Raw genomic sequence first — 25,667 nt, 5'->3', positions numbered from 1 at the left:
GACGAACTAACTACAACCACTTTTTACGAAATTGGCCGTCCGAATCATAAATCTCAGTCTGCTTTTGAAGGTTGAACTGTCTGTGGCCGCGAGGGTCGCTTCCAACACCAGCTAAGTAAAGCCAATTGCCCCAATTACTCCCCGCATCGTAATCGATTAATTGATGCTCAAACCACGCTGCACCGTATCGCCAGTCCTGCCTTAGTTCGTGAACAAAACAGCTCGCAACCAGTTGCCTGCCTCGGTTTGACATATAGCCAGTTTCAGCGAGTTGTCGCATGCAAGCATCGACTATCGGGTAACCGGTTTTTCCTTCGCACCATAACGCAAAGGTTTCCGGACAATGCTGTGTCGACGGCTTTTTACCCTGGATACCGCTAAAACGAAACCAATTGGCCCCGTATTTATACTGTAACCAATGAAAAAATTCGCGCCAAAGTAATTCAAAGTATATCCAATAAGTGGAATCGTTTTTTTCAACGGTTGCTTCAAACTGTTGAACTTGCCGAATAACTTCCCGTGCAGACAGCGACCCGTTCGCTAACCAGGCCGAAAGCTTGGTACTGTCTTGCCAAGTATCTAAAGCGTTCCTTGTGTCTTTATACGTTGCTGCAGCTTTCCAATCGAAGAGATAAGTATTTAAATGCGTCAGCGCTGCTGTTTCACCTCCAACAAACGATGATTGAGACGGGCTTGGTAAATCAGTATCAATGGCGAATAAAAAAGACTCATCTAATTGCGGTGTAAAAGGGCTTGGTAAGCTTTCCATGGGTGGATGGACAGATAATGGCTTACAGTGCTTTTCCACTTTTCTGCGAAACGGACTAAAAACGTCGGGCATCTCTTCGATGTTGAAAGGAAGGGTTTGAGCATCAAATAAGCCAAACGTCGGAGTTTCTATTACTGTTACCGAATCGAAAAAGCGCTTTACTGTATTTAATTGTGCTCTCTCATCAAAACCACAGTGCTCGCTTACCCCAAGGTGAGAATATTGTCCGGACTTCATCAATTGAACTAAACACTCAGCAGGGTCGCCTTTGACAATGAGCAAATCATGTCCGAGCTTAGCTAATTGCCGTTTTAAATCCACAAGTGTTTGAAGCAGGAATGTGTGCCTATGTTTCCCCATAGGCGCAAAACCATATGTCGTAGGTGTAAACGCTTTATCATCAAGAATATAAAGAAAAGTAACCTGCTGAACTGCTTCACACAGCGCAGAAATAGCAGCATTATCGTGAAGTCTAAGGTCATGTCGAAACCAATATAAACCTCGTTGATTGTTGTTCGTACGTTTTGATTGTTGGTGGTGATTTATCATACTAATTTTGAGTACTTTTTTACTATTTCTACGGATCCTGAATCCGAGTTTTATCGTAGTACATGCAATACGAATAATATTAAGATTTGGCGCAATGCCTGAGGAAAAAAAGTGACCGTTCCCGTTAGTATAATGTGGTTCAGACAAGACCTTCGTGTAAAAGACAATCCGGCCTTAAACGCTGCCTGTGATATGGGAAAAATAGTACCCATCTACATATATGATGACACTGCACCTAATGGCAGAAAGCCTGGGGGGGCAAGTAAATGGTGGCTGCATCATTCACTCTCGTCGCTCAATAAACGCTTGAACGGACATTTACAAATATTTAGGGGTGACCCACAGACACTTATTCCAAAGTTAATGAAGTCATTTAACGCTAAAGGTATCTTTTGGAATCGGTGCTATGAGCCATGGCAAATAAACCGCGATAAAACGATCAAGAAAACCTTAATCGAGCATGATTATGAAGCCCATAGCTGTAACGGCAGCTTACTATGGGAGCCAATGAAAGTATTGAAGAAAGACGGTACACCGTATCGCGTATTTACACCCTACTACAAGAAGGGCTGCCTGCAGGTTGAAGAGCCTCGTTATCCCAAAGCACCACCCGCACGTATTACTTATGCGGATGTCGACAACGACAGCGATGGATTAACATCGCTAGATTTACTCCCTTCCATCAACTGGGATGCAACCATTGAAAAAGAGTGGTCACCAGGCGAAGACGGCGCCGCTGATAATTTAGCTGACTTTATTGAAAATTCAGCACGTAAATACAAAGACGGCAGAGACATACCGTCAGCCAATGGGACATCGCGTTTGTCGCCGCATTTACACTTTGGTGAAGTGTCTCCAAATCAAGTTTGGTACGCGATAAAAGACAAATTTGGAAATAGTGAAGACAAAAGCATTGAAACCTACTTGAGTGAGTTAGGTTGGCGCGAGTTCAGCTATTATTTGCTGTTCCATTTTCCTACTTTGCCTAATAAGAACTTCAACGAAAAGTTCGATAAGTTTCCTTGGCGCACAGATGCGAAAGCGCTCAAAGCGTGGCAAAAGGGAAATACAGGCATTCCTATCGTAGACGCTGGCATGCGCGAACTGTGGCAAACGGGCTACATGCATAATCGAGTTCGCATGATTGTGGGCTCGTTTTTAGTGAAAAATCTATTACTCAGTTGGCATGAAGGCGAGCGATGGTTTTGGGATACATTGTTGGATGCCGACCTTGCGAGTAACAGTGCCAGTTGGCAATGGGTTGCGGGTTCTGGTGCTGATGCTGCGCCTTACTTCAGGATATTTAACCCAATACTACAAGGCGAAAAATTTGATAAAAAGGGCAACTATGTGCGTAAGTATTGCCCTGAATTGAACAAGCTGTCAGACAAGTATATCCATAAGCCATGGGAAGCCCCTTCGGCGATATTGAAAGATGCAGGTATAGAACTTGGTAAGGAATACCCAAAACCTATTGTTGATTTAAAAGCATCGCGTCAACGCGCGCTAGACGCATTCCAAACATTAAAAGAGTAGGGTATGGCAGCACTCATTTTAGTTTTAGGCGATCAGCTTACCGAGACGTTGCCAGCGATTGCTAACGCAGTAAAAAGCAAAGACACAATTTTGATGGCGGAAGTACGTGAAGAAGCCACCTACGTTAAGCACCATAAGAAGAAGATAGCGTTTTTGTTTAGCGCAATGCGTCATTTTGCCAAAGCGTTGCGAGACGACAATTTTAACGTTAACTATGTTCATTATAGCGACAAAAACAATCAGGGCGATTTGCTCGCTCAGGTTAAGCATGAACTTAACGGAAATGATTTTGACGAAGTAAAGGTGACCATGCCCGGAGAGTACCGCTTACTCAAAAGCATGGAGCAATGGGAAAACGTGCTTGGCATACCCGTTAGTATATGTGATGACAATCGCTTTTTATCGTCCCCACAAGAATTTACGGACTGGGCTGAAGGCAAGAAACAACTTCGAATGGAGTTTTTTTACCGTGAGATGCGTCGCAAACACAACGTGCTCATGGAAGGAAAAAATCCCATTGGCGGTAAGTGGAATTACGATGCCCAGAATCGCGAAGCAATGCCTGAAACCCAGAGAGTACCGAAGCATTCTACGTTTGAGATTGATGACATTACTTCGAAAGTTATCGAGTTCGTAAAAAGCGAGTTTAGCGATCATTTTGGCGATATCAATCACTTCCACTTTGCGGTAACTCGAAAAGACGCACTCAGCGTATTGAATACTTTTATAGAAGAAAGATTACCTAACTTTGGTCAGTATCAAGACGCCATGGTGGAAGGCAAGCCTTGGCTTTACCATTCACATATCGCGTTTTATTTGAACTGCGGTTTATTGACGCCAAAAGAAGCCATTCATGCAGCCGAGCAAGCTTACCATGCAGGGCAAGTTCCACTGAATTCTGCTGAAGGGTTCATTCGCCAGATTCTGGGCTGGCGGGAGTATGTCAGAGGGTTCTACTGGCACTTTATGCCAAATCTAAAAACTGATAACTACTTCAATAACAGCCGCGCATTGCCCTCGTTCTTTTGGGACGCCCAGACGAATATGAACTGCATGCGCCAGTGTATTAAAGAAACGCAACAGAACGCTTATGCCCACCATATACAAAGATTGATGGTTATTGGTAATTTTAGTCTTTTAACTGAACTTAGTCCTGAAGAAGTGCAGGCATGGTATCTGTTAGTATATGCCGACGCATATGAATGGGTTGAACTTCCTAATGTTGCGGGCATGATTTTGTACAGCGATGGAGGTAACCTAGCAAGTAAGCCGTACGTCGCAAGCGGAAGCTACATCAACAAGATGAGCAATTACTGCAAAAATTGCGGATACCAAGTTTCTAAAAAGACCGGACCAAAAGCGTGCCCGTTTAACTACTTATACTGGCACTTTATTGACAAACACAAGGGAAAATTGAGCAACAATCACCGCATGGCCATGATCTATAAAACCTACGGGCGAATGAAAGAAGAAAATATCGAAACTATGAAGCAAGATGCCTCAACATTCCTGACTAAGCTAACGAAAAATGAAGAAGTCTGATTTACCCACCAAAATTTGTCCGGTTTGTCAGAGACCATTTACTTGGCGCAAAAAATGGGAAAAGAACTGGGAAAATGTACGTTATTGCTCAAAACGTTGCGCTTCATCAAAAAAGTCAAAACATCAAGAGCCTTGCTAACACAAAGCGAAAGCGCAGGTAATGAATTCATACCGTGAAAAATATTAACCCTTACCAAGACGAAAAAGCAACAATATATTAACAAGTGTGACAAATGTAACCTTAATTGATTGCGCCACATAACAAACTTAGGATTGCATTATATTGATTTAGAGAAGTAGTAATGTCACTTTCTACAAAAGATGCAATCTTACACAACCCGTTGCTCGGCACTTTTTTTAAGCAAGCTTTCTTATCGCTCATAGGGCTTGTTGCTTTAACGACTGCAAGTCTAGTCGATGGCATCTTTATAGGACAATATGTCGGTGCATCTGGGTTAGCCGCAGTTTCATTACTATTACCCTACATCACCTTTCTGGTCGCTCTCTCGTTAATGCTAGCCATTGGAGGAAGCGTATCGATTGGTACTTTTATGGGGAAGGGCGACACAAAATCTGCCAGTGCGCTATTTACACAAATAATCGTTGTTGCTTTAACGCTTAATATTATGTTGGCAGTGGTAAGCTTCGTTGCAGAGCCTTTTCTATTCTGGCTTCTTCACATTCCGTCCGATGTCGTACCGTTGACTAGAGAGTATTTGTCAGTAATCCGATGGGTGTTCATTTTTCAATTTTCTACGATGGTGTTTTACTATCTTGTCCGTGCAGACGGTTACACCAAGCTTGCAACTATTGCATTAGCATTGGGTGCAGTGACAAATATTTTACTCGACGCATTATTAGTGGCGTACTTGGGATACGGTATTAAAGGCGCAGCTTATGCAACGGCTGCTGCTCAAATTGTGCAGCTCTCTGTACTACTTCTTTATTTTGCTGACAAAAATCGTGCAATAACCTTTTCGACGTTTAATAAGCCATGGCGTCGTGTATTCAGAGCCGTAAAAAATGGATTATCTGAGTTTACTAATGAAATTTCTGTGGGTGTTCTTTTTCTTGTAATTAACACTCTGCTCGTTATCAATTCTGGCAGCATTGGCGTTGCGGCATATAGTGTAGTTAACTACTTTATCTTTTTAAGTATTATGCTTAGTTTCGGTATAGCAGATGCGCTTCACCTGCTCGTCAGCTACAACCGCGGAGCGAGCCACACGTCACGTGTCAATGCTTTCCTGCTTATAGCGCTAACTACAGCATTCATAGCAGGGCTAATATTGACGGTTTGTTTACTGTGGTTTAATCATGTTTTTGTGGCGCTTTTTATCGAGCCTTCCCAACAACAAGCTACTAAATACGCGTACACCATCATTTTATATGTTTGGCCACTGTTTCTTGTAAATGGCTGTAACGTACTACTCAGTGTATTTCTGACTGCAATTGAAAAACCATTACATTCCGCTGTCATAGCGTTAGGTAGAAGCATTTTATTCCCTGTTAGTTTCCTAGTATTGCTATTTCACTTCACGCCATCGCCCCTGGCTAATGAAGGCAACGACATCAACATTTCTTTCCTCGTTGCGCTGCCTGCGGCTGAATGGGTGACCTTTTTACTCGCAGTGGTTTTGGTTTATAAACATTACTACCTAAAAAATACCCACATGTAACAATTGTAAAATTTATTGCTAATGAGAACCATTCTCACTAGATTGACCCGGTAATTTGCTCATCTTAAAAGGGTCTGTACATGACTTCAGTAGCTAAGAAACAAGCTAATATCGCGTCGTTTCAAGCGTTTTTTAATGCTTATATTAAAGAAATCGATTCCGGTGTTTGGCACACAAAAGAAGACTGGGTAATTCGGACAGGAATACAGTTACAACCAAACGACAACTATGCCGTAGAGCTATATTTAACCTCTACTAATACTCGACTTTCAATATCAGCATCCTACCGCTCTACAGTAGGTCGTCATGCATTCACAGCAGTTTTCAAGCAACTCCCCAATAGTTTTCAATGGGAAGAAGTATCATTAGTGAACGCTATTTTGTTGCTTATTGACGAAATATACAGTGGTAGCAAAGAGAGCCATGAGCTAAATGATGCAGTCGACGAGCAGAGTTTAGAGCTTTACGCCAGAACAATCGAAAGCCATCAGATTATGGCGCTTTACTTAGAAAACCGTGCTGGCGATCCCGATCTCGCAAGTAATAAGTTTATTGATTCTGAACAAGCTATACTTTTTGGTCATTGGTTACACCCCACGCCAAAGTCAAGACAGGGCATGCACCGATGGCAGCATGAACTTTTTACCCCGGAGCTAAAAGGCCAATTTAGACTGCATTATTTTGCTGCCAAGCAGGATATCACTCTTTCTAATAGTGCTGAGTCAATTTCAGCCTTTGAGATACTAGAAGATATTGTTTTAAGCGATGGCAAAGATTCTACAAAAACACTTATCGAAAAACTTCGAAAAGACAATTTAAAGCTGCTGGCTCTGCATCCGCTTCAAGCGGATTGGTTGTGCGCTAAGCCTCACATTCAAGATCTGCTCAACAAAGGTGAGTTGATTCAATTGGGCGAATTAGGGCCTCTATTTACACCTACGTCTTCCGTCAGAACGTTGTATAACGCCGAGCTTAATTACATGGTTAAGCTATCGATACCAGTAAAAGTAACGAATTCGTTGCGAAAGAACATGCACCATGAGTTAGAGGCCGGAGTAACACTTTGTCGACTGCTTCAACGATGCGGCTTTTCAAGGCTTTATCCTAAATTCAAGTTCATCGACGACCCGGCTTATATTTCATTGAACGCTGGCACCTCAAAAGAAAGTGGGTTTGAGTTGATACTCAGAAAAAATCCATTTAACTCAAAAAATGAAATCACAGGGCTTGGCGGAACGCAATCTATAGCCGCCTTGGTACAAGAGCCACTTGTACCAGGAACTTACTCGCGACTTGCCAAAATAATCTATATGTTAGCCCAGAAAGAAGGCGAGGAATGTGCTGATGTCGCGCTAACTTGGTTTGATAATTACCTAGACTGTGCAATTGAGCCAGCAATCAGACTTTTTGACCAGTGTGGTATAGCGTTAGAGGCGCACCAGCAAAATTCGCTTTTGGATTTAAGCGAAGGTTACCCAACTGCTTACTATTATCGTGATAACCAAGGGTTTTATTTGTCAAAAGAAAGACAGCAAATTCTTGAGACTATGGAACCGCGACTCGCTCAGTGCGATGACCTGTTTTACGGTGAACAAATGATAATTAATCGCTTCACATACTACTTATTCTTTAATCAATTATTCGCTGTCATCAATCGCCTAGGTGCCGATCAACTTGTTCAAGAAGGTACGCTACTTCAAAAAGTGTACACCAGGCTAAATTCCATTCTTCCCACTTTAGGTTCGTTGGGCACAGCATTCGTCACATCGGTATTGGGCCGAGAAAAACTGCCTTTCAAGGCCAATCTTCTGACTCGCGTTGAAGACGTGGAAGAGTTAGAAGCCGAAGACGAGCTAGCTGTTTATGTTTGGGTAACCAACCCGTTTAAAAGCGTTGCGGTTCGAAGTGACACGCCATCGCTCGTTTGTAAACAAGCGAGTGAATTAGAAGAGGTGATTGCTGATGCTTGCTAGTTGAGGTACGGCCACGATTCGTAACAAATCGACCAATAAAATAATTAACCACTTGAATTAAAAGAAAAATTCAAGTCAAACTGTTGATTTTGCTTTGCGAAGTTATCAGATAAGTCTATTTGAAGTTTTCCATTTAATATATTTACCGACGCTGTATACAACAAAATGTAAAATCTCGTCCAACCGTATTACTGCGGGCTTTGGCTTTTTATGATGTCAAGTTTGTAGTTTAGGGGCTTTCGCTTTTTACTTAAATCGAGATGGTAATCGCCGAAGCGATTAATATGCTCAGTTCGATATGGCGAAAGAAACTTCAACACCTCTTCTGAAATTGGCATTTGACGTTGTTTCAATTGCGACAGAACTTCTGTCATGGATTGAACGTTATGCAAAATAACCAGATTAGCCACAAGCTGATTATACTTAATGACCTTCCGCTGTTCATGTCGCACATTTTCCGCAATAATACCGTCACCCCCAAAGAACAACCACTTGGTGAAGTTATTGAACTCTTCACTTTTATTGGTAGCAGAATGAATGGTGCGCCTGAGCTCCACATCGCTAATGTACTTCAGTAAGAATATAGTTCGTATCGCTCTACCCAACTCACGAAAGGCAAAATACAGTCGGTTTTTACGGCTGTAAGTTCCCAAACGTTTTAAAATTGTAGACGGTGATATTTTTCCTGCCTGAATAGACAGTGCCACACGTAACATATCGGGCAGGTGTCGTTCAATCAATGACCAATTGATATTACCTCGGAACAAACGGTTTATATGCTTGTACTTGGTTCGACCGTCAGCTTTGTAAAATACCAGCTTCTTGATGTTTCGTATTCGGGGCATCAAGTCAATACCTAGCAAATGAGCCAGGCCAAAAACGGTTGTGCTTTGAGCTTGAGTGTCTCCATGGATCACATCCGGCTGTATGTCCGATTCATTCTTAATGAGGCCATCAAGGATGTAGATAGCTTCATAAACGCCACACGGAATGAAGTGGCTGAATAAAGCTATGTAAGTGTCCGAGACGTGATAATAACCTATACCGCCATACCCCCCATAACGGATATGATACTCTGATAATAGGTTCTGTTCGTACACGTTCCACTTGGTACCATCAGCTGATGCTGATTTACCTGATCCCCAGAAGGATGGCAGCTCAAACTTGTTATAAGCATTCACGGTTTTTACAATAGCTTTTTCAAGTTTCTCTTCAGTGACATACTTTAAATTCAGCCAAGCAACTTGCTTACGGCTTAAGGTCTTGATTGAGCGAGCTGTTTGAGTTGGCCCAAGATTGCAGCCATAACAAAAAAGGGTCGATATAAAGCGTTTACGAGGATTATCAAGTTTGCTTTCAAATCCAGATACAGGCTTAAACAATTTGTGGGCGTCCAGCCATTGCTCGGATTCTACCAGAATATCGACAATGCTCTTTTCCTCAAGAGAGTCCCGTAAGGCTTCATCAAGCTTCTTGAGTTGTTGGGGCTCAGGGATATTCTGATGTCTTCTAATCACAAGCTGATCATTATTGAAATCAAGAAACTCATTGGATTGAAATTGCTCGTCCACCTGAGTTGATAATTCGCTGAGAGTTTTCTTTAATTCAGTTGCAAAGGTTTTGCTATCCTTTGAAAAACCTAGCATGTCAGTATATTCAGATAAACCTTGCTCGTATTCATCCCAACTGATTAGTTCTTTGCGATAATCTGAATGTTCCAGGCTGTAACGAATGAATAAATCACCTGAGCTGAGTTCATTCTTGATCCGAGACAGAACACACAACTCAAAGTATTTACGGTTGACCGTTTTCGTGTCTGCGTTGAATATCAGCTTCTTCCATTTATCGTTCACCCAGGGCTGCGCGACAAACTCCTCATAGTGACCCAGTTCCTGCTTGTGGGTATTTCGATACTCCAGAATGGTTTCTAGCGCCAGTAGAATCGAGCTATCTTCAGATGATGACCCTAACTCTAAAAGCTCCAAACAGTTCAGAAGCTGGGCACGTTGCGGTTTATACAATTTAAGCATAAAGGGATAATAATTATTTCCAGCATAGGCTAAGTGCTCTTCACACTCAGCTAATAGTATCGCTGGCTCTTCGCTCATGGCGTTTCGAATATCCGACAGTGATGGCGGTACGCCAGCTTCATTATCACCATAAGTTTTTAAGACATTACGAAACTGGCTGATAAGTTTTTCCGTTCGCTGTGTATGCTCCTGATGGTATTCCATCAGTCGGGTCTCCGCAGATTGGTGCAACTTATTCAATTTTCGTTTAAAGATACCCGCCACGTCGTCTAAGGATTGACTTAATTTTGATTGGATCATCAACACCATCAGTGTGTAACGTTTGGCCTGCTTCATTTCTTTTAAGTGAAAAGCATCCAATGAACGAGCCTCTAAAGTGAAATGATGTTTCTTCGTTAACGGTAGGAACTCCATATTTGGTAAGCGTTCGACTAGGCCTTGTAACCATTGTAAATGTTGAAGGTAGCTTTTGACTTCTTTATTCGTGGGTTTTTTAACTTCTCGTTTAATCGAGTCCCAGCGTGTTTTACTTCCAGAGCTATTAAGCATTCTATCCAACTCAGCTGTCAGCTCATGATTCAGCTTTCTATGCGTTTGCTTGAAATAGGCATCGTTGACTTGCTTTTTAGCTGATTTAGCGTATTTTACCAGAGTTGAGAAGCCGGGTAATTCATAGCGCTGTTTAACCAACCCTTCAATGACTATATTGATAATATCAGCGATTTCATGCTTTTTCTCAGATGCTTCGGATGACAGCTTATGAAGCAATAATGTTGTTTTATCATTGCTTTCAATTAGCTTAATGTCTAGATACCTTCTCACTAAAGCCTTTAACCGGGTTCGACTTCCACCTCTATCGAACCGTGATAAGTACTTTCTCGGAGCGCTCCTCATTTTCATCTGCTCAGAAATATGACTAATAATCTTGTTAGGGATGTCAGGAGACTTGAGAAAATACCCCAAACGCTGAGTTAATTTAATATGGACTAACAGGGCAAGCTGATCCAATTTGCGCCGGCGCTGCTGGCGAACATAGGCAATATCCTCGGGGGTGGGTGTATATACAGACTGTAATTCAGACTGACTCATGTTAGGTTTAATGCGCGGGTAAGCGGTTTCATTGATTGTTGTCATAGAGATATAAATACCAGCGACGGATCTCGAGGCCAGCTAGGAGGTCTGATTATTTGGTTACATTACAAAATGTTCGACTGTTTAGCTCAGCCACAATCACCTTGCAGTTTATCTAAAGTAATTTTAGTGCTGAGAAGTTTATTAAACTTGCGCAAGACGTTTAGTGTCCAAGTTCAATCTATACTGAATTCATGCTTAAAACTCATGATGAAGTGGCCCAGTCACTGTACTGCATTATTTTAGCTGTTCAATAAAGTGTTGCTGAATCTTATGCGATGAACCAATGTAACGAAGCGCCGTTTTTGGATCTTTCCAACCTACATATTCCATAAGCTCTTTAAGGCTCCAGCCATTACTGTCGGCCCAGGATGCGAACCCCCGTCGTAACGAATGACTACTAAAGGCATCAGGGTGTAATAGTCCAGCACCACTTGCACACTCTCGAACAATATTAATGATTGTATTGGATGTCATGCTCTTATGATTAAAATGTCCCCAGCGGTCGATCCCTACAAATAGCGGTCCTTTGCTTAATTCAGCGGCCGTAACCCAGTCCTGATAAGCAGTGACAGGGCAGAGTTTTTGCAAAGCTGGAACTTTATAGGTCACCCCTTTATTATCCCTATCGCCTTTCGTAGTAGGAAAATACAGTGACATTCCCTTGTTGGGGATCATGGTCACGTACTCAACATGGATATTAGTGAGCTCATCTGCTCGAAAAGCACGCCAGAACCCGAGTAGCAGAATGGCTTTATTTCGAATGAGTCTCAAGCCTTTCCTATAATCCTTTGACTCCTTTATCGACTCCTCAAGCCACTGAATAATGATTTTCAATTCTTCTAATTGGAGAGGCCGAGCCTGCTTGGTTTGGTATGCATGCGTTGCTCGGATACCTTTCATTACTTTTTTTACTAATGGTGCTTTCGTAGGATCTGGAAAACCGTATTCATGATGCCATTTTGCAAGTACGGCCAACCGGTGTGCTAAGGTGCTTGAAGTCAGCTTATCAGCGTAGTGACTGAGATACTGTGCAATCGCAGTTGGAGTGGCAGGTAAGAGTCCCCCCCAGTGACGCTCATAGTGTTCAATGGCGGTACGGTAACTGCGTACCGTATTTTCGCGAGTGGCTGCGTTGACGTAAAAACTCACTAAATCAATATTTTTAGAATCGGGCATATATGCGTGTTATGTACGACTTTATCTCATCATATCGTCCAAAAATGTCTATCACAATAGATAATCTACTATTATCTAAAATGAATTTTCGAAAGCTATAGACCACGTAGATAACACAGTAATAATATGTATATACATATTATGTATTACATTACAAAATAATCAGAGACTTAAAAAATGGCGCGCACAGGCATCTCTCAATTTGACGTTGAAAAAGCATATAAATCATTGACTTCACAGGGTGTAAATAACCCATCAATTGATGCAATACGAGCTGAGCTGGGTAACACTGGCTCCAAAACCACCATCTCAAAATACCTCAAAGACATTAAAAAGACCCGTACTAACGGTACACTCACCGAGGTCAAAGTCTCCGACGCCATTGGGCACCTGGTAAGCCAGCTTGCTGCCAGGCTCAACGCTGAAGCGAATAAAACCATTGAAGACATGGAGCAAGCCTTTGATAAAGAGCGTAAGTCTTGGAATCAAGAAAAGTCAGGACTTGAGGAGTCGTTAAGCCAAGCCACAGAGCAAAATAAAGCTCTAAGTGATAACATTCACTCACTACAGGCGAAGCTCAATACTGCCAGCCGTGAGAGTGAGCAACTGAACACTGAGTTGCAAGGTATTCAAAGTGACTTGAAAGAACTTACAGCTGTTTGTGGACAAAAAGATGAACGAATTATCGATCTGGAGAAGAGTCTGCAACACAGTTATGACAACTTGAGCCACTTCCGCGAATCCGCTAAAGAACAGCGTGATCAACAAGAGCGCAAGCACGCTGAAGAAGTGTCGGGATTGCGAGCAGAGCAGCGAAAGCTGGGGCAAACCATTGCCTCTCAACAGTCAGAACTCACGCAGTTGAACCGTCAGAACGCTGAGCTAATCACCGAAAAGCGGTTGTTGGCCAAGTCACAGCGCGAACTTCAAAACTCATTAAAAGCGTTAACTGAACAGGTGCAGTCAGCCAGTACTGACAGAGAGGAGCTACTAGCGCAACTTGATGCTATAACCAAAGAAAACAATGAGCTAAACACTTCCGTTGTTCAGCTAGAGCATGAGGTTGAGGAATTGAAATCGCCCGAGAAACTCGCAAAAAAACAGGAAGTAGCCAAGTCTAAAAGCTAGCCTTTAAGCACAAAGCTGTGTAATAGTTGGTTAGTATCCACTTATCTTTTGTGAACTAACTGATAATCTGCTAGTCTACTGCCCTGCATTTATGAGAACGAGTAGAGACTCTTTTTTACCGTGAACCGTCAACTTTTAACTTTCGCTCTAGCCATATTGATTGCCCTGCAATCGGTAGTTGCTGTGGCGGACGTTCATCAGTTTCATCAATCCGGTTCTGAGCATCTTACTTTTGATCACGAGCATCAAAAAGCTCACTCTTCTCCAATACCAGATGATGACAAGCGTTGGTTAGAATCAGAAAAGAGCAAAAGCTACCAGCTTGATTGCCACCATTGTTGTCACTGTCATGGCTCATCACACCCTTTCTTTCTGGGTCGCCAAGATATCTCTGCTTCTCTTTATCAAAAGGGTGCTATTTTAGGCAACCCTTCCCATTACCGTTCCCATATAGCCTTCCCTGATAATCCCCCTCCGATCAGTTAAATACAGTACAAATAAACTTTTATTCTGAGGTATAGCGTTGTGCAAATGCCAACCCAGCTGTACCTGATGTACTTTGATTTTAATTGTGAGGAAATTTCATGAAGAAACTATCCGTTTCTTATGCGATGTGTGCCGTTATTTATTTGCTGTCGGCTTCGGCGCAAGCGCAACCCGTTGATTGGGAGCGCTGGCTGGCATCACAGATAAAGCAGCACCCAGACATCATCGCGGCCCGCGAGCAACTGCAAGGCTCGGAAGCTACTGCGGACGCAGCGGAACAGCCACTTTACAACCCGGAGTTATCTTCTGAGCTGGAACAGGTTGGTGAAGAAAATAACTACCGTGTAGGTGTTTCTCAAACGGTTGACTGGTGGGATAGACGAGGTGCTAAACAGCAGCAAGCGGCTTTTATCCGACAAGCAGCCAAAGCCCAGTATCAGCAACAGGTTATGAGTAAGACTGCTGAGGCTCTATCAGCATTGGTTGAGTGGCGTGCCAGTAATGAAGCCGCCATTATTGCTCAGGCACAAAAAGAGCAGCTTAATGCATTATTGCAAGTGGCTGAAAAGCGCCAAAAAGCAGGGGATATAGGCACTATTGATGCTGAACTCACCTTTCTATCTTTATCAAAACAGCTGGCACAGGTCGCTGAGCTTGAAGTCGCTTTGCAAAAAGCAGAAAGCAGAGTGCGCGAACTTTTGCCACAGTGGACTCCTGAAAAAGGAGGCATTCCCGAAGATTTCTGGCCTTCGGAGCCAGTGTCCATTACTGACCAGGAGTTGTTACAACATCCCTATGTTGCCAGCGCTCAGGCTCGCTGGAAGTCCATCAAGGAAGAGGCCGTAGCAACCCGCCGCGCAGCCAAAGCAGAGCCGACCTTTGGAGTCAATGCTGGTCGCGACGGTGGAGAAAATACTGTCGGCCTGACCTTCTCGATTCCTTTGAATGTACGTAATGACTACAGTGCCGAAACTCGTGTGGCTAATCGTGCAGCACTAGAAGCAGAGGCCCGATTCTTGGCCGTTTATCGCAATCTACGGTTTGACTGGCAGGCTGCACAAGCTGCCTGGAAACGTTATGACGAGCAATACCGACGCTGGCTCGAGCTAGCTCGTGGCAGAGTTGAAAATAGTGCTGACTTGTTGGAACGCCAGTGGCGAAGCGGCGACCTATCAACAACTGACTACCTGCTCGCTCTCAACCAGCGTTCGGAGAGCCTGCTGGCAGGAATCTCACTCGAAAAGCACACACAACTTGCGTTAACCGAAGTGTTGCTGCACTCCGGCCAGCTCAGAGCTGTTGCACCAACTGCGACTAAGCCACTGAATTAAAGATAGGATAATGAACATGAATAGATTATTGATAGCGATGCTAAGCGCCGCAATGACTGCACCAAGCATAGGGCTTGCAGAAACGATGAGTGGTGAGGCGCACGAACATGATAAGAGCAAGCCTGCTCAAGAGGTTATTGAGCATAAGGATGATGCGTCTCACAAGGAGCACCCATCAAATGCCACGGATGAACATGAGCGTCATGGTGATACAAAACATGGGTCTAGCGATAGTTCCCACAATGAAAGTCATGATGATGCGGGACACAGCGAAAGTAATACTGAAGAAGATGGACATGGGCATCAAGAAGAAGCTTCTGCCACTACGGCACTAAATGCTACTCAAATGACGATTGCTGATATCCAGGTTGCTCCTCTCACTGCCGAGCGCGTTGATTATGAGTTCTACGCACCAGGGGAAGTTCTTTCTAATGGATACACTAGCTACATAGTGTCACCGCGAGTAGCTTCCGTTGTATTACGTCGTCACGTAGCATTGGGCGCTCATGTCGAACAAGGTCAGCCACTGGTAACCCTGTTCAGTGAGGATGTGGCGCAGGCCCAGGCAGACTATCGCACCGCTTGGCCTGAATGGGAAAGAGTCCGCAAGCTCGGTCGCAAAACCGTTGGAGAGCAGCGTTATATCCAGGCCAAAACCAGCTGGGAGGCTGCTCGGGCAACGTTGCAGGCCTATGGGTTAGCTGAGTCAGATTTGCAGTCTCTGGCATCGCAAGATATTAAGGCATTGGGCGAATATACCCTACGTGCCGAAACCGATGGTTCTGTGTTATCTGACGACTTCGAGCAGGGGCAGCGCGTCGAAGCTGGTTCTCCTCTGATCAAGCTGGCCAATGAGAAGCAGCTCTGGGTCGAAGCACACCTTCCAGCAGATCAGTCTATATCACTTCCGCTCGGTACATTGGCTGACATTGTGGCTGGTGATATCCGAATTCAAGGCAAGGTATCCCAAGAAGCACATACCATAAACCCCGTTACACGAACCCGAACAGTGCGCTTATTGGTGGACAACCTGGAGCATAGGCTGCATCCGGGACAGTTTGCAGAGGTCTTCTTCCGTTTTCGTACAGAAGAGCCGGTATTGGCTGTGCCAGAGTCAGCACTGATGCGAAATCCCGATGGAGACTGGGCAATTTTTGTAGAAGAGAGTCCAGGGCAGTTTCGCTCTCAAGAAGTTGAACTAAAGCGAGCACTAGGTTCGTTGCGTGAAATTAACGGCATTGTTCCCGGAACACGTATTGTTACCGACGGTGCCTTTTTTGTTGCTTCACAAATCGCCAAAGGCGGTTTTGATCCGCATAACCACTAAGCATTAAGGAGACTCTATGTTTAATCGAATTGTCGATTGGGCGGTCACTAACCGTTTGCTGGTGGCGATTGCGCTCATTACACTAACGGTCAGCGCCTTTTTTATTATTCCAAGGCTGAATCTTGATGCATTTCCGGATGTTACCAACGTTCAGGTCTCGGTCAATACTGAAGCTCCTGGCTTGGCTGCTGAGGAAGTCGAGCAGCTGATAACCTATCCGATTGAAGCTGTCATGTACGCTCTGCCTGATGTAGAAGAAGTAAGGTCTATTTCAAAGACTGGCTTGTCTGGCGTTACTGTTGTGTTTAAGGAAGGCACTGATATTTACTTTGCCCGGCAACTGGTATTCGAGCGACTTCAGGCTGCCAAAGAGCTGATTCCAGAGGGCGTTGGTACACCCGAAATGGGGCCAAACACTTCTGGGCTGGGGCAAGTCTATCAGTATTTACTGGTTGCCGAACCCGGTTCGGGTTTCGATGCCATGGAGCTACGCAGCTTAAATGACTGGGTGGTCAAGTTGTTGCTTATCCCGGCCGAAGGCGTGACTGATGTGCTGTCTTTCGGCGGTGAGGTGCGTCAGTATCAGGTCGATCTGAATCCGTCAAAGCTGTTATCTTACGATCTGACCCAGGACGATATCATGGCGGCTCTGGAGCGTAACAACACCAATGTTGGCGGCTGGTATATGAACCGTGGTCAGGAGCAATTGGTGATCCGAGGTACCGGCTGGCTCGATCATGGCAAGCAAGGGCTGGAGCAGATCCGTCAAGTTCCCCTGAAAACGGTGGATGGCACCACTATCACCGTATCGGATGTAGCCAAAGTGAATCTGGGTAGCGAAATCCGCCAGGGCGCAGTGACCATGACACGCCGAACTTCGGATGGGAAAGTTGAGACACTAGGCGAAGTCGTCTCAGGCATTGTATTAAAACGTTTAGGCGCCAATACCAAAAGCACCATTGATGGGGTTAATGCCCGTATCGAGCGTATTAATCAGGCGTTACCGGAAGGAGTTAAGTTCGAGGCTTACTATGATCAGGCCGATCTGGTGACGCAAGCGGTTGATACCGTTGTCAATGCTCTGTTACTGGCGTTTGTCTTCATTGTGGTCATTTTGGCGCTGTTCCTAATGAATTTGCGTGCTACCTTACTGGTACTGATCTCAATTCCAATTTCCATCGGTATTGCTTTGATGGTGATGGCGTGGTTTGGTCTTTCGGCAAACTTAATGTCTCTAGGCGGTATTGCCGTGGCCATTGGCATGCTCGTGGATGGCTCTGTAGTGATGGTCGAAAACATGTTCAAACATTTGACCCATCCCGATGCCACCCATGACAAAGATAGACAGACAATGGTTCAGGATGATCCAGATCCTGTTGATGCAGCTCATGATAGCCATGGGATTGCTTTACGCTTGCAAGAAGCTGGCAGAGAGGTAGCAAGACCTATATTTTTTGCGACAGCAATTATTTTAGTTGTCTTCATGCCGCTATTCAGTTTCGAAGGGGTCGAAGCCAAACTGTTCCAGCCGATGGCTATCAGTATCATGCTGTCTATGCTGTCCGCGCTGGTTGTAGCTTTAATCATAGTCCCAGCATTAGCCACCTACCTGTTTCGCAAAGGGATACGCCCGCGGGAGAGTTTCGTCTTGAAACCACTTGATAAACTCTACCGCAAGGGTTTGTCGTGGGCTATGAGCCACAGTAAGGTCGTCGTTGGTATTGCTGTAACGCTCGTGGTTGCGGCAGCTTTAGTAATACCGCGTCTGGGTACCGAGTTTGTGCCTGAACTCGAAGAAGGAACGGTCAACCTCCGGGTAACTCTCGCTCCGTCCTCCAGCCTGGATACTGCGCTTGAAGTCGCTCCAAAACTCGAAGCAATGCTGATGGAATTCCCGGAAGTCACCTATGCGTTATCACGCATTGGACGTGCCGAAATTGGCGGTGATCCAGAGCCAGTGAATAACATTGAGATCTATATTGGTCTTAAGCCAGTGCCAGAATGGACCAGCGCCGATAATCGTTATGAACTTCAATCCCTGATGGAGCAAAAGCTGGAACAACATCCCGGATTGCTGTTCAATTTTTCACAACCAATTGCCACCCGTGTGGATGAGCTGTTATCGGGGGTTAAAGCGCAACTAGCGATAAAACTCTTTGGTAAAGATCTTGATGTGCTGGCTGAAAAAGGGCAGGCAATTGAGGCAGTGGTCAAAAAGATCGACGGTACGCGTGATGTTGCCATGGAGCAAATTGTCGGTGAAGCTCAATTGGTCGTAAAGCCCAATCGCCGCGCATTGTCTCGTTATGGACTCGACGTAGCGGATGTCATGGAAGTGGTTCGAAATGGGCTTGGCGGTGCCAGCGCTGGACAAATCATCAATGGTAACGAACGTTATGATATCTATGTTCGGTTGGATGAACGTTTTCGCCAAGATCGCGAAACTATTGCTGACCTTCGTTTGCAGGCACCTTCAGGAGCCTGGGTTCGCCTTGGTGATGTAGCCTCTGTAAATATTGCTTCCGGCCCGCCGCAGGTTCGCCGCGATGATGTTCAGCGCAGAGTAGTCGTTCAGGCCAATGTGCAAGGGCGTGATATGGGCAGTGTGGTAGCAGATATTCGCGCAGCGATTGCTGAACAAGTTGATTTGCCAACGGGTTACTCCGTGGATATAGGTGGACAATTCGAAAATCAACAGCGAGCACAAAAGCGTCTGTCGCTGGTCGTGCCATTATCGCTGGCGCTTATTGCCTTGTTGCTTTACTTTGCCTTTGCTTCGGTTGGTCAGGCTATGCTGATCCTGGTAAATGTACCTCTAGCCGTTATTGGTGGGGTGTTCTCACTCTGGCTGTCAGGGCAGTATTTATCAGTGCCCAGCTCGGTCGGATTTATTACCCTGTTTGGCGTCGCGGTACTTAACGGTGTAGTGATGGTTGAAAGTATCAATCAGCGTATCAAGGATGGCCTACCTGTCAGTGAAGCCGCTTTTGATGGTGCCGTATCCAGGCTTAGACCGGTATTGATGACAGCAGTGACATCTGCGTTAGGTTTAATACCGATGTTGCTATCAAATGGCGTTGGCGCAGAGATACAAAAACCGCTTGCCAGTGTTATCGTAGGCGGGCTGATAACAGCCACATTTTTAACACTGTTTGTGTTGCCCGTTCTGTTTGCCTGGTTTTCAAAAGGTAAGTTGAAGGAGAAACACTAACTAGCAATCTGCCGGCTCTATTTTGGAGTCGGCAATACTTTATAATAGCAAGATGGTTTGAACCAACACCCCATTAATGCTGAAAGCTCGCCCATTTTCGTATCGAGGACTCTCCGCTTTAGACTATAGTGATCGGGGAGGGGGAAAGCCAATATCAAAAAATGCAAGGTATACCTATGAGCCAGAAATGTAACCGTGACTGCAAAGCAGATGCTACAGATGAAACACAAGATATTACTAACGACGACAAGTTATTTGAAGGGGCACATGTAAGCGAATACCACGTTCCTAAAATGGACTGCCCATCAGAGGAAAGCATGATCCGAATGGCACTGGACAGTCTTGAGCCAAGTGTAATCCTCGAGTTTGATACACATAAACGCATAGTTAGAGTGCTTCATCACCTTGAACTCAGGGACATGGTAGAAGACCGGATAACGTCTCTTGGGCTTGGGGCTAGATTGGAATCAACTAACGCTGTGGACAGCGAGATTATCCATAAAGCAAGGTTGACGGCACAAAATGAAGAAGCAGAGGAAGCTGGGATACTTAAAATGCTATTAGCTATTAATGCAGTGATGTTTATTACAGAACTTGTTATCGGCTGGTGGGCACAATCGACCGGATTGATAGCTGATTCATTGGATATGTTTGCCGATGCAGCAGTGTATGGGGTGGCACTATACGCCGTTGGGCATGGCGTCCGAAAAAAACTCCGTGCAGCGCATATATCAGGATGGTTACAGATTATATTAGCTCTGGGTGTATTAACAGAAGTTGTGAGGAGACTGGTTCAAGGGAGTGAGCCTGAGTCAAACCTTATGATGGTGTTTGGCTTAATTGCCTTGGTAGCAAATGTCTGGTGCTTAATCTTAATTGCCAAAAAGCGAAATGGCGGCGCTCACATGAGAGCAAGTTGGATTTTTTCTGCTAACGATGTCATCGCTAACGCAGGCGTTATTATTGCCGGAGGATTAGTGGCATGGACGGGCTCACAATATCCAGACTTAATCATTGGGTTTATCATTGGATTAATTGTTTTAGTTGGCGGTATTCGTATATTGAAGATCAAATCCTAAGGTAGGAATAGAGCTCCACAAGAGGTAATCTTAAATGCATGATCATTCGCACTCACATGGTTCAAATAATCGTATAGGTTGGGCATTTTTTCTGAATGTCACCTTTACCATTATCGAATTTATAGGAGGTATCTTAACCAATAGTACCGCCATCATGGCCGACGCCGTTCATGATCTTGGCGACAGTTTATCCATCGGATTTGCTTGGTTTCTCAGTAAAGTTAGTGAAAAAGGTTCAAATTCAGAGTTCACCTATGGTTACCGCCGGTTATCATTGTTCGGTGCACTTATTAATGGTCTAGTCCTCATTATTGGTTCCGTCTGGGTTCTGACAGAAGCTATCCCTAAACTCCTGCAACCAGAAATGCCTATAGTTGAGGGCATGATCGCCTTAGCCGTGTTTGGGGTGCTAGTTAATGGGTTTGCGGCTTATAAATTAAGTAAAGGCAAAACTCTTAATGAGCGTGTACTCAATTGGCATTTATTGGAAGATGTACTGGGTTGGGTTGCAGTTTTAATCGTTTCCATCGTACTTCTTTTTGTTGACTGGCCCATTCTTGACCCAGCTTTATCAATTCTTTTCACTCTCTATATTTTAATTAATGTTGCTAAAAACCTTTGGCACACTATAAGGTTATTTTTACAGGCAATCCCTGACAAAGAACTGTCAAAATCAGTTTATAAAACCTTAATAGAACTCAAAGAAGTGGATAGTATCCATCACCTGCACTTGTGGTCATTGGATGGAGAGCATCATGTACTTACTGCTCATCTAGCTCTACAAGAGGCACTGTCTACTCAACAGCAACTGGAGTTAAAAAAGTCCATAGCAGAACGATTGAGTAAATTTAATTTAGAGCATACGACCATTGAGCTTGAAATGACAAATGAGCAATGTCGCGATGATTCTCAAGCTCTGTAATTGGGAGTGTACAGCTATAATTTATATTGTGGCCGCACTGTAACTGGTACCCTTGACCTATGCGTCGATTAATTTATTTCGTTGAATCAAATCTTGTTTGGTTTGTGATTATTGTAGCTGGAGTTGGCCTGATATTGCCCGAATCCGGGAAGTACCTCGACTCCTCAATAGCCCCTTTACTTGTGATTCTGATGTTTGTGATCAGCCTTACATTTGATGCACATGCCGTACGAATAGTCTTTCGCAAACCGTCAAGACAGTTTTTGGCAATGGGGCTCGTCTATGGCCCGATTCAATTGCAGGCTTCTTGACTGGTCGCCTTTTTCAATGCGGTCAATACAGCCTTTTCTCCTTTCGTAGTTCCGCTCCTTTTTCTATGGCTGACAGGGATACAGCTAGAAGTCCCTCTCGTTTCCATCATCCTGGAGTTAGCTCTAGTTGTTTTAGTGCCTACAATTCTCGGTGTAACCTTACGCACCAACTTTCCGACGATTATTTCAAAGCATGATTCGACTTACGCAGGAATTGGGTCAGTCTTCTATCTTGTAATATTACTTGCGGTAGTGGCTTCCAATGCAGAAACCATCATTGGTTATGGATAGTATGCTTTTGTAATTGCTGGAGCAGCTTTAAGTCTAAATCTTTGTGGCTACTTAATTGGAATGGCTTCACGGTTTATAACGACAGACCGACCGGAAGTCATCGCATACCTATTTACTGTCAGCAAAAAAGAATTTAGCATTGCAGCGGCTTTTGTGGCTGCATCCCGGTTGCCATCAGAAATAGTAATACCAGCCACATTCTTTGCAGTAATTCAGATGATCACATCTCCTATTGTGGCCAAATATCTTGCTTGAGGCTAGCTCTCAAACAGTTACTGAAGAAACTTTCCACGAAGAAATATGCAGTAAATTGGTAGTACCGTATCACTGGAAACCAAAAGCAGACTCATAAATATCTTTTCTGACGAAAGATAAAGCTTACCCAGCACAGCAAGACAGTTCTTTAATATCTTTACTGAAAGTTTGTGCACAAAGCTTCAGGCCTTCCACCATAGTTAAATAAGGAAACAATTGATCCGCTAAGTCATCCACTGTCATGTGGTTGTGAATCGCCAGTGCCGCGCTCTGGATAATCTCGCCGCCATCATGAGCTAATACTTGGGCTCCGATCAGGCGTTGGGAGCCAGCTTCAACCACCAGTTTGATGAAACCCTGAGAGTCGAAGTTAGCCAGTGCTCGAGGCACGTTTTCCAGTGGCAATACTCGACTTTCGGTCTCAATATTCTGTGCATGAGCTTCTTGTTCTGACAACCCTACCGTTGCTACCTGCGGTTCGGTAAAGATCACGGCTGGCATCGCGGATAGATTCAACCGAGCTTCACCCCCTGTCATGTTAATCCCTGCACGACTGCCTGCCGCTGCCGCGACATAAACCAGTTGCGGCATGTTACTACAATCACCTGCTGCGTAAATATGTGACTGTGATGTGCGCATCTGATCACCTACAGTGACCGCTCCATTGGCCTCTTTTTCTACACCGGCAGCGGCAAGATTAAGCTTACCGGTATTAGGTGCACGGCCGGTGGCGACCAGCAATTTATCGCCACGAATTTCTCCTTGCTCGGTATCAAGGATAAACTTATTATCTTCATAAGACACCTGACTGGCTTGGGTATGTTCCAGTACGCGAATGCCTTCCTGTTCAAAAGCTACGGTTAAGCCTTCTCCCAACAGTGGGTCTTCACGGAGCAATAAAGTACTGCGAGCCAAGATAGTGACCTCTGCACCCAGCCGACGATAAGCTTGAGCAAGTTCGACAGCCACAACTGAAGAGCCTATCACTAACAAGTGCTCAGGTAGCTCAGTTTCGAATAAAGCTTCCGTCGAAGTCCAATAAGGGGTATCAACCAGGCCTGGAATAGGAGGAATAGATGGCTGACTGCCGCTGGCAATCAAAAAGCGATCTGCAACCAGCTCTTGCTCGTAACCATCTTTGTTGCGAATAGTTAAGGTATGAGTATCTTTAAAAGATGCATAACCTTGTACCAATGACAATGCTGGATTGGTATCCAGAATATGCTGATATTTGGCGGCACGTAACTCTTCCACGCGTGCAGTTTGTTGTTTCGCTAACAAGCTACGATCCAAAGAAGGTTCATGATTTTCTAGACCGTCGAAAGGATTGTTACGCTGCTGTTCAGCCAGCTGGGCAGCCCGGAGCAGAATTTTCGAAGGTACACAACCGACATTAACACAACAACCTCCGATCACATCTCCAGCTTCAACGAGTGTGACTTGTGCTCCATTTTCCACTGCCTTGATAGCACAAGCAAAAGCAGCCGAGCCAGTACCGATGATAGCGACATGCAGCGACTTTTTGTCAGTCACATCTTCACTATCGCAGCCATCTAACGCGACAGGTTGAGCCGTGTAGCCAAGAGCTTTGATGGTATTGATTAGCGTCTGTTCATTGACATCAGATTCTGCTTCGACGACTGCACTGGATTTCGTATAAAAAACGGTGGCATTTCTGACGCCAGGCATGACGATCAAGGCATCTTCGATCTGCTGAGGGCATCTTTCACAAGTCATTCCAGAGATGGAGAATTTACGCATAAAGACCTCCTTATGGATTTGAGTGAGTGTTGTCGGCAGGAAGCACACAACTTTCATTGTCACAGCGTTTATTCGCTGGCGAAAAAATATCCCAGATTGATACCGCTACCATCAGTGCCAAGGCTGAGTACGTCACATAAGTGCTCCAGGCATATTGAAAGAACGGATAAAGTGATAGCAACAACAGAATAGGCCCTAGCATACCAAGCAGGTTACGATGCCACTGCTTGTGACCAATCCAGCCAAGTCCGTTAACTATTAGGCTAACCCAAGCCAATATAGGCAAGAGTGTATTGATAAAGAACCACTACCACTGACTGAGGAACCCTGCCCGATGGCTGCCCCCAAGCTGGCGATGGCCGGAAAGCACATGGCACAACCCATGGCAGACACCACGGCACCTAATGAGCTGGCTTTGTCGCCAATGCGGGTAAAAAGACTCAGCAGGTTCTTCATTAGTATTCGTCCTTTATTGCTTTACCACAGATGGATAGCCGGCATTTTTTGTGGCCTCGGTCAGCTTTTCCACCGTAGTTTTTTCATCATCAAAAGTGACCACGGCTAACTTATCTTCGAAGGTCACTTCAGCTTTGGTAACTCCCTCAACCTGTTGCAATGCTTTTTCCACCGTAATCGGACAAGTTACGCAGGTCATCGTGGGAACTTCAAGCATGACTGTTTGCTGCTTGGCAAACGCACCCAAGCTAAGTATTGATAGTAGGGATAATAGTGCAATTTTTTTCATCTTCTTCTCCAAGGGTTATTTCTCAACGATATAATTAAGCAAACCAGATAATCCAGTAATTGCTAGTGACTAATATTAATGCAATGAAGGCGGTTACCCAGAAAATGATCTGCCGGCGCTTACGTACTTGTGGCATTGCACAAGCGGTTCCAGGCTCACACTCTTCTATAGGTCGATAAACTTTCCAACCGGCAAAACTAAATAAAACCAGTACCAGCAAGATAAAAATAGGGCGGTATGGCTCCAATACGGTCAGATTGCCAATCCAAGAACCACTAACGCCTAGTAGTAACAAGACTAAGGGCCCAGCACAACAAAGCCCAGCACCAATAGCAGCAGCAATACCACCAACTAGCGGTAAACTGGTATCGTTTTTTGCCATGGCTTACTCCACTTCAAATGTTCTGATAGAAAACAGTATAAACTCCGTAT

The 25,667-nt window shown here is 44.6% G+C and carries 18 protein-coding genes and 1 pseudogene; 12 read left to right on the top strand and 7 right to left on the bottom strand.

What is annotated here, in order from left to right; translation table 11 throughout:
* Positions 1-10 precede the first annotated feature (10 nt).
* On the bottom strand, positions 11-1,318 hold the full coding sequence (locus QME20_RS06815) for a DASH family cryptochrome (protein ID WP_281715673.1): 1,308 nt from the start codon (positions 1,316-1,318) through the stop codon (positions 11-13).
* A 111-nt stretch (positions 1,319-1,429) separates the two neighbouring features.
* On the opposite strand from QME20_RS06815, the gene QME20_RS06810 reads away from it, so the two are divergent.
* The 5 genes from QME20_RS06810 (at position 1,430) to QME20_RS06790 (ending at position 8,048) form a co-directional block, all read left to right on the top strand.
* A complete protein-coding gene (locus QME20_RS06810) occupies positions 1,430-2,854 on the top strand; it encodes a deoxyribodipyrimidine photo-lyase (protein WP_281715672.1) in 1,425 nt (474 codons plus the stop codon).
* A 3-nt stretch (positions 2,855-2,857) separates the two neighbouring features.
* Positions 2,858-4,396 carry a cryptochrome/photolyase family protein gene (locus tag QME20_RS06805; protein WP_281715671.1) on the top strand — a complete coding sequence of 513 codons (1,539 nt, stop codon included), beginning with the start codon at positions 2,858-2,860 and terminating at the stop codon, positions 4,394-4,396.
* The gene (locus QME20_RS06800) at positions 4,383-4,535 is read left to right on the top strand and encodes a DUF2256 domain-containing protein (protein WP_014949565.1); all 153 of its coding nucleotides are present in this window, start codon (positions 4,383-4,385) and stop codon (positions 4,533-4,535) included. Before QME20_RS06805 ends, QME20_RS06800 begins: the two co-directional genes overlap by 14 nt.
* Positions 4,536-4,698: 163 nt before the next feature.
* The gene (locus QME20_RS06795; protein ID WP_281715670.1) at positions 4,699-6,075 is read left to right on the top strand and encodes an MATE family efflux transporter; all 1,377 of its coding nucleotides are present in this window, start codon (positions 4,699-4,701) and stop codon (positions 6,073-6,075) included.
* A gap of 80 nt (positions 6,076-6,155) precedes the next feature.
* Positions 6,156-8,048 carry an IucA/IucC family protein gene (locus QME20_RS06790; RefSeq protein ID WP_281715669.1) on the top strand — a complete coding sequence of 631 codons (1,893 nt, stop codon included), beginning with the start codon at positions 6,156-6,158 and terminating at the stop codon, positions 8,046-8,048.
* Between the two features lie 188 nt (positions 8,049-8,236).
* Here QME20_RS06790 and QME20_RS06785 read toward each other — a convergent pair whose 3' ends face one another.
* Together QME20_RS06785 and QME20_RS06780 are read right to left on the bottom strand one after the other, a co-directional pair.
* A complete protein-coding gene (locus QME20_RS06785; protein ID WP_049586311.1) occupies positions 8,237-11,212 on the bottom strand; it encodes a Tn3 family transposase in 2,976 nt (991 codons plus the stop codon).
* Positions 11,213-11,446: 234 nt separating this feature from the next.
* Positions 11,447-12,361 (bottom strand): site-specific integrase, encoded by a 915-nt coding sequence (locus QME20_RS06780; RefSeq protein ID WP_281084604.1) that lies wholly within the window; start codon positions 12,359-12,361, stop codon positions 11,447-11,449.
* 204 nt (positions 12,362-12,565) lie between these two features.
* Here QME20_RS06780 and QME20_RS06775 point away from each other — a divergent pair, with 204 nt between their 5' ends.
* The 7 genes from QME20_RS06775 to QME20_RS06745 all read left to right on the top strand — a co-directional run bounded on the left by QME20_RS06775 (position 12,566) and on the right by QME20_RS06745 (position 21,872).
* The gene (locus QME20_RS06775; RefSeq protein WP_018624881.1) at positions 12,566-13,516 is read left to right on the top strand and encodes a DNA-binding protein; all 951 of its coding nucleotides are present in this window, start codon (positions 12,566-12,568) and stop codon (positions 13,514-13,516) included.
* 183 nt (positions 13,517-13,699) lie between these two features.
* Complete coding sequence (locus tag QME20_RS06770) at positions 13,700-14,002, top strand: hypothetical protein (RefSeq protein ID WP_281715668.1); 303 nt, start codon at positions 13,700-13,702, stop codon at positions 14,000-14,002.
* Positions 14,003-14,100: 98 nt separating this feature from the next.
* Complete coding sequence (locus tag QME20_RS06765) at positions 14,101-15,333, top strand: TolC family protein (protein ID WP_045980007.1); 1,233 nt, start codon at positions 14,101-14,103, stop codon at positions 15,331-15,333.
* Positions 15,334-15,349: 16 nt separating this feature from the next.
* Positions 15,350-16,660: an efflux RND transporter periplasmic adaptor subunit gene (locus QME20_RS06760; protein ID WP_045980006.1), complete on the top strand. Its 1,311-nt coding sequence runs from the start codon at positions 15,350-15,352 to the stop codon at positions 16,658-16,660.
* A 16-nt stretch (positions 16,661-16,676) separates the two neighbouring features.
* A complete protein-coding gene (locus QME20_RS06755; protein ID WP_018624877.1) occupies positions 16,677-19,871 on the top strand; it encodes a CusA/CzcA family heavy metal efflux RND transporter in 3,195 nt (1,064 codons plus the stop codon).
* A gap of 176 nt (positions 19,872-20,047) precedes the next feature.
* Entirely contained in the window at positions 20,048-20,950 is a 903-nt protein-coding gene (locus QME20_RS06750) for a cation transporter (protein ID WP_045980005.1), read from the top strand.
* 34 nt (positions 20,951-20,984) lie between these two features.
* Entirely contained in the window at positions 20,985-21,872 is an 888-nt protein-coding gene (locus QME20_RS06745) for a cation diffusion facilitator family transporter (RefSeq protein WP_045980004.1), read from the top strand.
* Positions 21,873-22,852: 980 nt separating this feature from the next.
* On the opposite strand, the gene merA is transcribed toward QME20_RS06745, so the two are convergent.
* The 4 genes and pseudogenes from merA to QME20_RS06725 form a co-directional block, all read right to left on the bottom strand.
* A complete protein-coding gene (merA, locus tag QME20_RS06740) occupies positions 22,853-24,490 on the bottom strand; it encodes a mercury(II) reductase (RefSeq protein ID WP_012801201.1) in 1,638 nt (545 codons plus the stop codon).
* Positions 24,491-24,500: 10 nt separating this feature from the next.
* Positions 24,501-24,946: pseudogene (merC, locus tag QME20_RS06735) on the bottom strand (organomercurial transporter MerC).
* Between the two features lie 13 nt (positions 24,947-24,959).
* Positions 24,960-25,235 carry a mercury resistance system periplasmic binding protein MerP gene (merP, locus tag QME20_RS06730; RefSeq protein ID WP_012801202.1) on the bottom strand — a complete coding sequence of 92 codons (276 nt, stop codon included), beginning with the start codon at positions 25,233-25,235 and terminating at the stop codon, positions 24,960-24,962.
* A 34-nt stretch (positions 25,236-25,269) separates the two neighbouring features.
* Positions 25,270-25,617, bottom strand: coding sequence for a mercuric transporter MerT family protein (locus tag QME20_RS06725; RefSeq protein WP_012801203.1), 348 nt, complete (start codon positions 25,615-25,617; stop codon positions 25,270-25,272).
* Positions 25,618-25,667: the final 50 nt, after the last annotated feature.

This window comes from Alteromonas sp. CyTr2 (assembly GCF_947311905.1).
In the GTDB taxonomy this organism is placed as follows: domain Bacteria; phylum Pseudomonadota; class Gammaproteobacteria; order Enterobacterales; family Alteromonadaceae; genus Alteromonas; species Alteromonas macleodii.
The sequence above is the reverse complement of the archived record's forward strand: the minus strand, read 5'-3'. Positions and strand labels throughout refer to the sequence as shown.